The 13,462-nt window shown below is 75.2% G+C and carries 10 protein-coding genes; 4 read left to right on the top strand and 6 right to left on the bottom strand.

The genetic code is table 11. From position 1 onward, the window contains the following. Positions 1–106: 106 nt before the first annotated feature. The gene (locus tag ACI79I_RS06645; RefSeq protein ID WP_456991509.1) at positions 107–586 is read left to right on the top strand and encodes a hypothetical protein; all 480 of its coding nucleotides are present in this window, start codon (positions 107–109) and stop codon (positions 584–586) included. Positions 587–589: 3 nt separating this feature from the next. On the opposite strand, the gene yidD is transcribed toward ACI79I_RS06645, so the two are convergent. After that, positions 590–1,108 carry a membrane protein insertion efficiency factor YidD gene (gene yidD, locus ACI79I_RS06640; protein WP_456991508.1) on the bottom strand — a complete coding sequence of 173 codons (519 nt, stop codon included), beginning with the start codon at positions 1,106–1,108 and terminating at the stop codon, positions 590–592. 32 nt (positions 1,109–1,140) lie between these two features. Between yidD and mmuM the strand changes: the two genes are divergently transcribed. Then, on the top strand, positions 1,141–2,049 hold the full coding sequence (gene mmuM, locus ACI79I_RS06635) for a homocysteine S-methyltransferase (protein WP_456991507.1): 909 nt from the start codon (positions 1,141–1,143) through the stop codon (positions 2,047–2,049). A 121-nt stretch (positions 2,050–2,170) separates the two neighbouring features. Further along, positions 2,171–2,662 carry a hypothetical protein gene (locus ACI79I_RS06630; protein WP_456991506.1) on the top strand — a complete coding sequence of 164 codons (492 nt, stop codon included), beginning with the start codon at positions 2,171–2,173 and terminating at the stop codon, positions 2,660–2,662. A 67-nt stretch (positions 2,663–2,729) separates the two neighbouring features. Here the strand turns inward: ACI79I_RS06630 and ACI79I_RS06625 are convergent, their stop codons facing one another. From ACI79I_RS06625 to ACI79I_RS06605, 5 genes are all read right to left on the bottom strand, one after another. Then, complete coding sequence (locus tag ACI79I_RS06625; protein WP_456991505.1) at positions 2,730–3,587, bottom strand: SDR family oxidoreductase; 858 nt, start codon at positions 3,585–3,587, stop codon at positions 2,730–2,732. A 75-nt stretch (positions 3,588–3,662) separates the two neighbouring features. Then, positions 3,663–5,444 (bottom strand): hypothetical protein, encoded by a 1,782-nt coding sequence (locus ACI79I_RS06620; RefSeq protein ID WP_456991504.1) that lies wholly within the window; start codon positions 5,442–5,444, stop codon positions 3,663–3,665. Beyond that, positions 5,444–8,233 (bottom strand): ATP-binding protein, encoded by a 2,790-nt coding sequence (locus tag ACI79I_RS06615; RefSeq protein ID WP_456991503.1) that lies wholly within the window; start codon positions 8,231–8,233, stop codon positions 5,444–5,446. Before ACI79I_RS06615 ends, ACI79I_RS06620 begins: the two co-directional genes overlap by 1 nt. Then, entirely contained in the window at positions 8,230–9,273 is a 1,044-nt protein-coding gene (locus ACI79I_RS06610) for a hypothetical protein (RefSeq protein WP_456991502.1), read from the bottom strand. Before ACI79I_RS06610 ends, ACI79I_RS06615 begins: the two co-directional genes overlap by 4 nt. Positions 9,274–9,312: 39 nt before the next feature. Continuing rightward, on the bottom strand, positions 9,313–10,305 hold the full coding sequence (locus ACI79I_RS06605) for an NADase-type glycan-binding domain-containing protein (protein WP_456991501.1): 993 nt from the start codon (positions 10,303–10,305) through the stop codon (positions 9,313–9,315). Positions 10,306–10,651: 346 nt separating this feature from the next. On the opposite strand from ACI79I_RS06605, the gene ACI79I_RS06600 reads away from it, so the two are divergent. Continuing rightward, complete coding sequence (locus ACI79I_RS06600; protein ID WP_456991500.1) at positions 10,652–13,213, top strand: DEAD/DEAH box helicase; 2,562 nt, start codon at positions 10,652–10,654, stop codon at positions 13,211–13,213. Positions 13,214–13,462: the final 249 nt, after the last annotated feature.

Here is a 13,462-nt window from a genome sequence, read left to right as displayed (position 1 = left end):
CCCTCCTGACCGGTGTGGCCGCTGGGCTGACGCTGGCGGCCTGCGCGGTCGGGCCCTGGGCTGGCCGCTGCCGGACCGGACGGCGTCGGGCTGGCAGGTGACCCACGTGCCGCCGACGCTGCTCGCCCTGGTGACCGGCACCGCGGTGGCCTGCCTCGCCGTCGGGGCGGGCCTGCTGCGCCCCGTGCCGCGCGGCGCGCCGCTGGTGGCGGCGACGTGGGTCGGGCTGGTCGTGGTCACGGCCGCCGCGCTGGTCTGGCACGACCTGTTCCTCGCCGCCCTGGTCGACACCGGGGGCCCGGTCATCCCGGTGTTCGACGGACTGCTGACCTTCGTGCCGGCGTTCGTCGTGGGGCTGGTCACCCGTCGCCACGGGCGGGAGGTCCAGGGGCGCGCGATCCGGGCCACAGCCGTCGTGACCCTGCCGCTGGTGGGGCTGGGCTGGTCGCTCACCGACGGGACGACGGGGCTGCTGCCCGCGCTGGGCGGCGGGGTGTACGCCACCGTGGTCTTCGGGCTGCTGCCGCTCCTCGTCGCCGGAGCGGTGACCCGCGCCCCCGGACCGGACCCCGACGACGAGGACTGACCGTCAGCCGCCGGCCGGGACCGGGTCGCGGCCGCCGGTCGCGCCCGGGCGGCAGCGCATCAGCCGGCGGAGGGTCAGCCAGGTGCCGCGCCCGGCGCCGTGCCGCTCGAGCGCCTCGACGGCGTAGGACGAGCAGGTCGGCTCGAACCGGCACACCGGCGGGCGGCGCGGGCTGATCTCGCGCTGGTAGACGCGGACGGCGGCGACCAGCCGGTCGCGCACCCGGGTCCCGCGGCGCCCGGTGTCGGCCGCGTGCACGTGCCGCACCGTCGTCGGCACGAGGAACAGGCCGTCGACCCCGCAGCCGATGGCGTTGGCCAGGCAACACCCGGTGTTGAGGAACAGCAGGTCGCGCAGGCACGAGTCGCTGCCGCCCCCGTACCCCCGCCGGTAGCCGTAGCCGGGCGGTGGGGGCCCGTAGGCGCCGTAGCCCCGCCCGTAGCCGCGGCCGTGGCCCGCGCCGCGGAACCGCCGGGGGGGCCGCCGCCGGGGCCCCCAGTTGCTGCTCCAGATGAACACCATGGGTCGCCCTGTACCGCGGGAGGATCGAGGGCATGCCTGCCCTCCTCGCCGACGCCCTCCGCTCCGGGCCGGTCGTCCTCGACGGCGGGCTGGCCACCCAGCTGGAGGCGCAGGGGCACGACCTGTCGTCGGCGCTGTGGTCGGCCCGGCTGCTGCGAGACGACCCGGACGCGGTCGTGGCCGCTCACGCCGCGTTCGCCGCGGCCGGCGCGCAGGTCGCGACGAGCGCCAGCTACCAGGCCTCGGTCGAGGGGTTCGCCGCGGCCGGGGTGGACGCCGCCCGGGCCCGCCGGCTCATCGCCTCCTCGGTCGAGCTGGCACGCCGCGGGGCGCCGGGGTGCTGGGTGGCCGGGTCGGTCGGGCCGTACGGGGCCGTGCTCGCCGACGGCTCCGAGTACACCGGCGCCTACTGCGCGCAGCTGTCGGTCGGCGAGCTGCGCGCCTTCCACCGGCCCCGGATGGAGCTGCTGGCCGAGGCGGGCGCCGACGTCCTCGCCTGCGAGACGGTGCCGGCGGCGGCCGAGGCGGAGGCACTGGTCGCGGAGGCCGACGGGTTGGGCGTCCCGGTGTGGCTGTCGCTCACCACGGTGGTGGACGGCGACGGCGTCGCCCGCACCCGGCGCGGCGAGCGGGCCGCCGACGTGTTCGCCCTCGCCCGCGGCGTGGACGCCGTCGTCGCGGTGGGCGTCAACTGCACCGCGCCCTCCGCCGTCGGCCCCTCGCTGGCCGCCGCGGCGTCGGCCGGCACGCCCCTGGTGGCCTACCCCAACAGCGGCGAGGGCTGGGACGCCCACGCCCGCCGCTGGACGGGGACGCCGGGGGTCGACCCCGCCGAGGTGGGCGCCTGGGTGGCTGCCGGCGCGCGGCTGGTCGGCGGCTGCTGCCGGGTGCGCCCCGAGGACGTCGCCCGCCTCGCCGCCGCGCTCGACCGCCCCGGCTGACCCCGGCGAGGAGCCCCGAGATGTTTTGCCAGTCGTTTACCTGCGGCTGGGTATCCCCTTGCCGGGGCCTCCATAGCGTGTGGATCGAGCCGGACAACGGACCACCGACGGGACGGTTGCCATGGACGTGCGCATGGCGGTGTGTGAGCTGATCGTCCGCGACCCCGTACTCCGGGCGCTGTTGCTCAACGCGCCGGGCCGGGGTGGACCCGAGCGGTGCTGCGACCGGGAGGGCGCCGCGGGCTGCTGCCTGGTCCTGGGGTGGGCCGGTGAGGACCCCGGGCACTTCCCCACCGCCGTCCAGTGGCTGACGGCACGGGTGGAACTGCCCCGCTCCCCGTCGCGCGACCGGTTCTTCCTCGACCTGGTGCTGCAGCGGTTGCGCACGGTGGTGTCCACCCCCTGCGCCCCGTTCAGCACCCGCTGCCTGGGGATCTCGCCCGCGCTCCTGGAGGGTCCGGAGGGCGCCGTCACCAAGGTGGGCACCTACGAGTTCACCGCCGTGCCGCGCGGTCGCGACGCGGGAGCCGAGCTCGTCACGGGTGGGCGCGGGTGGTCCGCCCCGGCGGTGACGTTGCCCGCCCCGGGTTGTGCGTCACCGAGCCTGAACTGACCCCGCCGGCCCCGGCGCGGGGAGTGCCACGGGACGGGGGTCCGCGCCGTGGCACTCCGCCGAGCGGTCAGAGGATGGGCTTGCCGCCGGTCACCGCGACGCGGGCGCCGGACACGTAGGACGCCTCGTCGCTGGCCAGCATCACGTACACCGGCGCGAGCTCGGCGGGCTGGCCCGGGCGGCCGATCGGCACCTGCTGGCCGAAGCTCTCCACCTTCTCCTCGGGCATGGTCGCCGGGATGAGCGGCGTCCAGACCGGCCCCGGGGCGACGCTGTTGGCGCGGATCCCCTTCTCGGCGTACATCTGCGCCAGCGACGCGGTGAAGTTCGCGATGCCGGCCTTGGTCATGGCGTAGGCGATCAGGTGCGGGCTGGGGTTGTCGGAGTTCACCGACGACGAGTTGATGATCGACGCACCGGGCTGCATGTGCGGGATCGCGTCCTTGCACAGGGTGAACATGGCCGACAGGTTCACCGCGACGGTGTGGTCCCACTCGTCGTCGGAGATCTCCTCGAGCGACGGGTGGCTCATCTGGAAGGCCGCGTTGTTGACGAGGACGTCGATCCTGCCGAACGCCTCGACGGCCTTGGGGACGATCGTCTTGGCGTGCGCCCGGTCGGCGAGGTCACCGGGGACGAGGACGCACGTGCGCCCCGCCTCCTCGACGTACTTCTTGGTGTCCTCGGCGTCCTCGTGCTCGTTGAGGTAGGAGATCAGGACGTCGGCGCCCTCACGTGCGAAGGCGATCGCGACCGCGCGGCCGATGCCGCTGTCGCCGCCGGTGATGACCGCCGCCTTGCCGGTCAGCCTGCCCGAGCCGCGGTAGCTCTCCTCCCCGTGGTCGGGCTTGGGGTCCATCTCCCCCAGCGTGCCGGGGACGTCCTGCTGCTGGGCGGGCTGGGTTTCCGGGCGGGGCTCGGACACGGGTCCTCCATCGGGGTTCCTGAGCGGTACGGCCCCCGCCTACCCCCGACGCGGAGCTCGGAACCAGACCGTCGGCTACTCGTCGTCCTCGTCATCGGCGGGCTCGTACAGCCGGGGTGGGTCGTCGAGGTCTGCGGGTTCCTCGATGACGGCCTCGGACGGTTGCACGCCGTGTCGAGCGGCCTCGTCCCTCTCCCAGCGGCGCCGCTCGTTCGCCTCGTCCTCCTTGTCCTGCCGACGAGCACGGTCCCTCGGGATGGAGAGGAGGTCGCTGACCGCCTTCTCGCCGTCTCGGACGGCCTCGTCCTCCTCGGAGGTGGCCTCGCCGAACAGCTCACCCAACAGCGATCCAGGGCGGCCGGGAAGTTGCTCGGCTCCTCCGTCGCTGCCGTCCTCGGCGTCCTCGCGCTCCCCATCGACGCTCGTGCCGGCCTGCCCGTCCTGCACGGGGGAGGTGAAGGTCAGTCGATGCCCCGCAACGGTGGACGTGGCCTCGCCGGGCCCGATGGATGCCTTCTGGACGTGCGGGGCCGGCGGTGCCTCCCGCGGAGCGTCCGGACACGGCGTGGCGGGCAGGGCCCCGATGCTCGCCAGACCGGCGGTGGCGAGGCCGATCCCCGCCCTGACGCGGTCACGACGGGAACGCGAGGAACCGCTCGAACCGTCCGGGAGTCCCCCGTGCCGATCCGCGCCCACCGGCTGGTCCCCCGACTCCGGGTGCCGCTCCGCCCCCACCGACTCATCCGTGGCCGACGCGGCTGCGTCCCCATCCCCACGGGCAACGGGCGAGAACTGTGCGGCCACAGCTCCTCCGGGTGCCGCGTCGTCGGGCTGAGTCACCGGGTCGGGCACGGGTTCGTCGGTCACCGGGTCAGGCAGCCGTTCCTCGGTCACCGGATCGGGCAGCCGTTCCTCGGTCACTGGATCGGGCACCTCAGGGCCATCACCGCTGAGCACGGTGAGGTGTCGAGGGTCGGCCAGGTTGGCCTCCCACTCGGCGTGACGCTCGTCGAGGAAGGCCTGGAACTCCGCCGACGGGAGCCGCTCCAGGCTGGGCAGCGCCTCCCCGGGGAACCACTCGGGGGTGGCCGCGTCGCGCACGGGCGCCGTTGGCTCGTCCGACGAGTCGACCGGGTCCGCGCGCTCGTCCACCGGCTCGACGGCGAGCTCCACCGGCTCCGCCGAGTCCTCCACGGGCTCCGCCGGATCGCCCACGGCCTCCGCCGAGTCGTCGACGGGCTCGACCGGACCGGCCGAGAGATCGACCGGCTCGTCCGACTCGTCCACCGGTTCCACCGGTTCCACCGGCTCGTCGACGTCCGGGGCCGGCTCCGTGGCCTCGTCCGACTCCCCCACCGGCTCGACGGACTCGGCCGTCGCCTCAGGCCGCGGCTCCGGGTCCTCAACGGTGTCCTCGACGGTCTCGTCGACCGGCTCGTCCTCCGGGACCTCTCCCGGGCCCCCCGCACCGGTGGAGTGCTGGTCCGTGACCGGGTCACCGGCGTCCGGGACCTCGTCGGTGGCGTCGTAGGCCGGGACGTCCGAACGGTCCTGAGCGCCCGCGCCGATCGACTCGTCCGCCGGGAGGTCCGACCGGTCCTCAGCACCCGGGCCGATCGGCTCGGTCGGCGTGGGCACCGCATCGGCCTGCCGGTCCTCGACCGGAACCGGCACGTCGCTGCCGTGCTCCGCGTCCGGGCCCACCGGCTCGGCCGACAGGTCCGCCTGGTCGCCGGTCCCCTCGGCCGGTCGGCCGCCGGTCCCCTCGGCCGGTCGGCCGCCGGTCCCCTCGGCCGGCTCGCGGACCTCGTTCCCGCCGCGGGTGCGCTCCCGGTCCTCGTCGAACTCGCCGGCCATCAGGACCCCGAGGCCGAGGCGGCGGCGCGGTACCGGCCGACGATCCAGGCGACGCTCTTGCCCGGGAACGCCGTGAACGCCGCGTGCATGAAGCTGCAGGCCGCGAGGTCCTCCTGCTGCTCAGCGGAGAACTCCGGGTAGTCCGCGGCGAGCTGTCGCTGGTGGCGCACCAGGTCCACCCACACGCGGGTCCGCTCCTCGGGCGAGGAGGGGTAGGTCTTCTTGTTGAGGGCGGTCCGCACCCGGGCGGACGCCGGCCCCGCGGTCACCTCGCCGATGCCGCGGAACTGGCACCGGTGGGCGCAGCCCGCGCACTCCGGGTACGGCGCGAGGTCCTCCCAGACCGCGCGGTGCTCGGCGAGGAACCCCTCGAAGCGCTCGCGGACCACCTCGGGCCCGGGCAGCGGCGACTCCGTCAGCCCGGCCGCCCGGGCGGCGTCCCCGCGGACGTCGACGACGGTGACCAGACCGGAGCGCCCGCTCATCCCACGGTGCGTCACGTACGCGGTCATCGGGTCCAGTGCCCGGGCGTAGGTCTCCTGGTCCTCGGTCAGGTTCATCGTCGCCGCGACCGCCTCCCGGTCGTCCGGGGCGGGCAGGTGGTGCATGAGCTTGGTGGTCGTGTTCTTGAGCGCGTCCTCGATGAGCTTCGAGGGCACCTGCTCGACGATGACCAGGCCCTCGCCGTACTTGCGGTTCTCGGCGAGGGTGTTGGCGAACTGCTCGGCGGCCCGGGCGGCCTGCTCGCCGCCCTCGCCGGCAGCCGGCCGGGGACGGCGGAGCAGCCGGTGCGCCTCCTCGATCACGGTGACGTGCTGCAGGGCGCTGCTCGTGCGGCTGGCCTTGTACTGCGCGGTCAGGGCGTTGAGCAGCAGCGCGATGAGCAGCGCCTGCTCACGGTCGTCATCCCCCACCGAGGCGAGCTCGAGCACCACGGGCCGGCGGAGCAGCTCCTCGAGCGGGTAGGAGGACGGCGCGTCGAGGGTGCGCCCGCACGAGCCGGTGAGCAGGGACTCGGTGCGCAGCCGCGACGCGGCGCTGATGTTGGACTTGACCTCGCCGGCGTACCGGTCGACGTCGGGGAGCTCGGCGAACACGTCGGCGAGGTCGCGCAGCCGCGGCCAGCGCCCCCGGTGCCGAGCGGTGGAGACCTCGTCCGGGGAGATGCCCGCCCGGGTGTACATCGTCTTCAGCGCCTTGCGGTACAGGAACGGCAGCGGCCCGGTGAGGCCGAAGGCCGCGTCGAAGCACGCCACCAGGCTGGCCAGGTGGGTGCCCACGCGGACACCGGCGGGCACCTCGAACGGGTTGAGCCGCAGCGGTGCGAGGCTCTCGTCCCCGACGGTCAGCACCAGCATGCCCTCGAACCCGGGCCGCTCCAGCAGCCACCGGTAGTCGTCCCGGTCGGAGTTCACCGGCTCGATCACCAGGAACGGGATCCGGTGCCGGCCCCAGAGCTGGTCGAGCAGGTTGAGCACGCTGCTGGTCTTGCCCGACCCGGTGCTGCCCACGACCAGGGTGTGCGAGGTGAGCGCGTCCAGGGGGACGCTGATCGGCCGCGGTGTGCCGTCCACCCGCTGGTGCCCCAACACCAGCCCGTCGGCGTCCGGCCGGTCGACCCGCTGCTCCGAGCTGGACCGCACCACGCGGAACCCGTCGAGGCGCCCCTCGGCCGCGACCGGGAAGCGGAACACCGCGGTGGCCTCGCGCACGTCGACCAGGGCACCCAGCGGCTGCAGGTCGGCCGCCACCCGCGCGGCCTCCGGCGGCAGGAGCGGCTGCCCCCACGGCACGTGGGCCAGCGAGGTGAGCGCCTGGTGGGCCCGCTCCGCCTCGTCGGCGCCGACGGGGTCCACCACCTCCAGCGCGGTCCCGGCCAGCTCGGCGGTCCGGAAGCCCCGCTCGTCGCCGCTCTCCGCCGGGCTCATCACCTCGCGCACCTGGGCGAGCAGGGCGCGGGGCACCGGGCCGTCGGCGGCCACGCTGATCCGCAGCCGGAACGCCCGGTCCCGGTACCGCTGGACGGCGTCCTCGAAGAGCTTCCCGGCCGCGACCGAGCCCGGGTCGGCGCTCAGCGACGTGGGGTCGCGGAACAGCCCCACCCCGCCGTCCTGTCCCGCCTCGGACAGCCGGCGGTGGTGGGCGGCGTGTTCGGAGAGCCGGGCCCGCAGTTCCGGGGACACCGCCTCGGGCTGGAGCCCGACGCTCAGGACCACCGGCGTCGGAGACGCCGCCAGCGTCCCCATGAGCGCGCTCCAGTCGGCCGCGGGGACCTCGCGCAGCCACGGGCTCGAGACGAGGTAGGGCCACGGGGCGTCTGCGCGCTGGGCCTTCTCCACGACCCAGGGTTTGCGCAGCTCGGCCACGCCCAGCCCGCTGCTCGTGGCCGGCCGCAGGAGCCGGGCGACCTCGTCGGGGTCGGTGAGCGGCTCGGCCGTGACGTGCCGGGGGACGGCGAGCATCCGGGCCCTGGCCTCGGCGGCCTCGGCGAGGACGGCGTCCCGGCTGTCGGCCCCGGCGTAGCCCAGGACGTCGAGCCGGACCGCCGCCTCGCCGGGCAGGGAGGTCCAGCGCAGCTCGACCGGGGTCTGCCCACCCAGCTGCGCGGCCAGGTACTGGCGGTCGGCCTCCGCGGCGGCCCGCAGCCGGGCGGCGCGGTCCAGCTGCCGGTACCCGGCCACCTGGCTCAGGTCGGTCGCGGCGGTGACCCGCACGCCGAACCAGGCCCACCAGGAGCCACCCGACTCGGCGAGCAGGACCCCCGCCGGGTCCGGCCGGCCCGCGGTCACGGCCGGCCGCCCGGCGCCGGCGGCATCGGCGGGAGCGGCGGCAGGGGCGGCATCAGGGGCAGCGGGGCCCCGATCGAGCTCGACGGGGTGGTGGCCGACGCCGTGGTCACCGGCGGGACGCGGCCGCCGAAGGCCGTCTCGAGGGAGACCTGCTGACCGGCGATCGCGGTCTCGACGCCGTCCCGGACGGCGTTGTGCACCGTCTCCCGCAGGGCGCGCGCGTCCTCGGCGCGGAGCATGTGGTGCAGCAGCGTGCCCGTGCCGGCGCGCCGGTTGCGGACCTGCCGGAACCACTCCCCGTACAGCCGGCCCACGCTCTGCTCGCGCCACATCGTCCAGGAGAGGTACAGCCCGGTGCCGAACGGGACGACGCTGACGTAGACGACGTACGGGTCGTCCCGGACCACGAGGTGGTTGCCGGTCGTCCGGCTGGGCGTGTCCTTGACGATCTGCTGGGCGTACACGAGGGCGGGCACCTGCCGCCGCTGCAGGGCGCCGGCGATGGCGGCGTAGGCGGCGTCCCCGCTGACCGAGCGCTCGTCGAGCAGCAGCTCCCACTCGGACATGGGTTCCTGCACCTGCCCGGTGAAGGCCGTGACGAGCAGGCCGACGGAGAGGAACAGGAAGATCATCCGCAGGAAGAAGGCCAGGCCGCCGCCGTCCTCCCCGACGGCGGCCGACGCCGCCTCCTGGACCTGAAGCGGCACGGTGACGATCGCGGCGAGGACCCAGACGACGGCCTGGGTGACCAGCACCCGCTTGAGGTGACCCCAGACCATCCGGCCGGTGACGACGTTGAGGAAGCTGCTCTCGACGCTGCCGCCGCGGGTGTACATCAGGCGGTTGCCGACGTAGGTCTGGTTCTGCCGCACCTGGCCCTGCGCGGCGAAGCTCCCCGGCCCGGCCGCGCGGCCGGCTCCGGCGTCGGCCGGCGCGGCACCCAGCGGCTGCCGGGAGCCGCAGCGGGGGCAGAACTGCGCACCCGGGCGGCAGGCGTGGCCGCAGTCCAGGCACAGCGGCGGGGACATGGTGCTCGTCATGGGGCCTCCAGGGGGCGGTGCCGGGGCAGCGGAGCGGGATCAGGGGTTGGCGATGAGGACGTCGCTGATCGCGGTGCGGTCGAAGCCCGCGGCACCGGGTGCGGTCGTCCGCTCGATCTGCAGGCGGACGACGTCGGTGGTGACCGCCGGGAAGTCGACGGTCTGCACGTCCCGGACGCCGTCCCGCAGCTGCTGCACGACCGCCTGGTCACCGATGAACCAGGTCACGCGGGTGATCCGGCGGCCCTGGGCGTACCGGTTCTCGCCGGTGGCCGGGTCGACCTTCGCGTAGCCGTTGACCAGGCCGACGGTGGAGACCGGCACCGCCCGGTCGAAACGGAAGGTGATCAGGCGACCGGAGCCGTCGCCGTCCATGCGCCACGTCGTCGCCGGCTTCCCGTCGAGCATGTTGCCGGCGCGGTAGGACGTCGGCCGTCCCGCGCTGTCCACGTTGTCCGGCGAGGTGGCCGGGGCGGTGGCCGTGGCGTACCGCGTCCAGTTCCCGGTCGGCTCGGTCGCGGAGCTGTCCTGCGCGGTCGGCGAGTAGGGCGCCGCCTCAGGGACCTCGCCGGGGACCGTCGGAGCAGACGGCGCGGGTGCCGCCGCGGCCGACGGGTCCGACCGCGGCCAGACGATGCCGACGACCACGGCGGCGCCCACGAGGAGCACCAGCACCGGCGCGACCAGCGTCCACGGCACGCCCCCGGTCCGCGGCCCCCGGTCGCCCGGCAGCCGCCGCGGGGAGAGGTGCGCCGGCAGCTCGGTTGCCAGCGACGGTCCGGGCGGGAGCTCCAGCGTCAGCTGGGTGTGCGCGGGGACGACCGCCGGGGCGGCCGGTGGCGCGGCCGCCGGGGGGACGAGCGGCTGCGGGGCGGCCGCCGGCGCGGCGACCGGCGGGAGCGGCGGCTCGGGCACGGCCGGGCCCAGGGGCGGCCCGGCCACCACGACCGGCGTTCCGCAGGCCTCGCAGAAGCGGTCGCCCGGCTCCAGCGCGTGCGCGCACCCCGCGCACGCCAGCACCGCGTCGTCCATGGGGGGTCCTCTCCTCGTGCGGCGGCGGCCGTCGCGCAGGCCGCCGGTCGATCAGCGCTGCGGGGCCTCAGGCGGCCGCGCCGGTCATGGCCGCACCCGGTCCGCGGACGCAGGCGTCGACGGTCTCGAGCGACCGGCCCGTCCCCCGCACCTGCGGAGACGCCGCCACGGTAGAGCGGCGGGGAGCGGCGCCGGGCTGCTCCTGTGGTCGGCGAGACTGCTGGGTCCACCGGGCCCGATGAGCCGGGAGCGTCGCCCGTCCGAGGCCCTCCGGACCGACCGCAGGACGACGCGCGGCACCGGCCTGACGGGAAGGGAACGCGGGTCGGGCACGCTGTCTCCCACGATGAGCATGCCGACCGCCTCGAGGACCGCCCCTCCCCTCCTCGACGACACCAGCGACCTCTCCGCCCTCCGGGCGCGCGGCGCGGACCCCGACGAGCTGTTCACCTCCTTCGCCGCCTGGGCGGAGGACAACGGCACGGTGCTGTACCCGCACCAGGAGGAGGCGCTGATCGAGCTGGTCAGCGGCGCCAACGTCGTCCTGGCGACGCCGACCGGCTCGGGCAAGTCGCTGGTGGCCACCGGCGCGCAGTACGCCGCGCTGGCCGCGGGCCGGCGCAGCTGGTACACCGCGCCGATCAAGGCGCTGGTCAGCGAGAAGTTCTTCGCGCTCTGCGGGGTGTTCGGCGCCGAGAACGTCGGCATGCTCACCGGCGACGCCGCCGTGAACCGGGACGCCCCGATCATCGCCTGCACCGCCGAGGTGCTGGCCAACATCGCGCTGCGCGAGGGCGCGGACGCCGACGTCGGCCTCGTGGTGATGGACGAGTTCCACTTCTACGGCGACCCCGACCGCGGCTGGGCCTGGCAGGTCCCGCTGCTGGAGCTGCCGCGGGCGCAGTTCCTGCTGATGAGCGCGACCCTCGGTGACACGACCTGGCTGCGCGAGGACCTCACCCGCCGCACCGGCCGGCCCACCGCGCTGGTCGCCGGCGCCGAGCGCCCGGTGCCGCTGCACCACCACTACGCGACGACGCCGATGCACGAGACGATCCAGGAGCTCCTCGACACCCGGCAGGCGCCGGTCTACGTCGTCCACTTCACCCAGGCCTCGGCGCTGGAGCGGGCGCAGGCGCTGATGAGCGTCAACGTGTGCAGCAAGGAGGAGAAGGCCGCGATCGCCGAGATGATCGGCGGCTTCCGGTTCTCCTCGGCCTTCGGGACGACGCTGTCGCGGCTGGTGCGGCACGGCATCGGCGTCCACCACGCCGGGATGCTGCCCAAGTACCGCCGGCTCGTGGAGCAGCTCGCGCAGGCCGGCCTGCTCAAGGTCATCTGCGGCACCGACACCCTCGGCGTCGGCATCAACGTGCCCATCCGCACCGTCGTGTTCTCCGCGCTGTCCAAGTACGACGGCAGCCGCACCCGGCTGCTCAACGCCCGCGAGTTCCACCAGATCGCCGGGCGGGCCGGTCGCGCCGGCTACGACACCGCGGGCACCGTCGTCGTCCAGGCCCCCGAGCACGAGGTGGAGAACCTCAAGCAGTTCGCCAAGGTCGCCGACGACCCGAAGAAGCGCCGCAAGCTGGTGCGCCGCAAGGTCCCCGAGGGCATGGTGCCGTGGAGCGAGGCGACCATGCGCCGGCTCATCGATGCCGACCCCGAGCCGCTGACCAGCAACATGCGGGTGACGACGGCGATGGTCCTCGACGTGGTCGACCGGCCTGGCGACCCGTTCGTCGCCATGCGGCGGCTGCTCACCGAGAACCACGAGCCGCGCAAGCGGCAGCTGCGGCACGTCCGCGAGGCGATCGGGATCGCCCGGTCCCTGCTGCAGGCCGGCATCGTGGAGCGGCTGCCCGAGCCCGACGCCGACGGCCGCCGCTACCGGCTGACGGTCGACCTGCCGCAGGACTTCGCGCTGTACCAGCCGCTGTCGACCTTCGCGCTGGCCGCGATCGAGCTGCTCGACCCCGCGTCGGAGACCTACGCCCTCGACGTCGTCAGCGTCATCGAGGCCACCCTCGACGACCCCCGCCAGATCCTGGCCGCGCAGCTGAACAAGGCCCGCGGCGAGGCCGTGGCGCAGATGAAGGCCGAGGGCATCGAGTACGACGAGCGCATGGAGCTGCTCGAGGAGGTCTCCTACCCCAAGCCGCTGGAGGAGCTGCTCGAGCACGCGCTGGAGGTCTACACCCGGTCCAACCCGTGGGCCGCCGACGCGCAGCTGTCGCCGAAGTCGGTGGTCCGGGAGATGTGGGAGCGGGCCGCCACCTTCCGGGAGCTGGTGAACACCTACGGGCTGACCCGCGCTGAGGGCGCGGTGCTGCGCTACCTCTCCGACGCGTTCAAGGCGCTGCGCTCCGGCGTCCCCGCCGGCGCACGCACCGAGGAGGTCACCGACCTCGTCGAGTGGCTCGGCGAGCTGGTGCGGCAGGTCGACTCCAGCCTGCTCGACGAGTGGGAGCAGCTGACCAGCCCGGACCAGCCGCTGGACGAGCCCGTCGCCGTCCCGGCCCGGCCGCGGCCGCTCACCGGCAACGAGCGGGCGTTCACCGCGATGGTGCGCAACGCGCTGTTCCGGCGGGTCGAGCTGTGGGCGCGCCGGCGCTGGTACGACCTGGGCGAGCTGGACGCGGGCTCCGGCTGGGACGCCGACCGCTGGGGCGAGGTCGTGCAGGGCTACTTCGCCGAGCACGACGAGGTGGGCACCGGCGCCGACGCCCGCGGGCCGGCGCTGCTGATCTGGGACAAGACCCAGCCCGGCGTCTGGCGGGTGCGGCAGATCGTCGACGACCCCGACGGCAACCACGACTGGGGCATCGACGTCGAGGTGGACCTCGCCGCCTCCGACGAGGAGGGCGCCGTGGTCCTGCGCCTGGTCGACGCCGGCCGCAGGGACTGACCGCCCGGTCCGGGCGCCCTCCTCGCCCGCAGGGGTGATCCCCCGCCCTGGGGGACAGACACCGACAACTGCACAGAGCTACGTTCCGCCCACTGTGTGTGAGGCCGGGCGCTCCCGGTCGCACCGGCCGGCACGGAGCCGGCCCGCCGCGGACCTCCGGTCCGCACACCACGGATGGGACGGGGATGACGACTTCGGCTGGGGCCGGCGCGGGCGGCTCGCGCGGGTGGCTCGGGACACGCACCGGCA

Source organism: Geodermatophilus sp. SYSU D01105 (assembly GCF_054050095.1).
The sequence above is the reverse complement of the archived record's forward strand: the minus strand, read 5'-3'. Positions and strand labels throughout refer to the sequence as shown.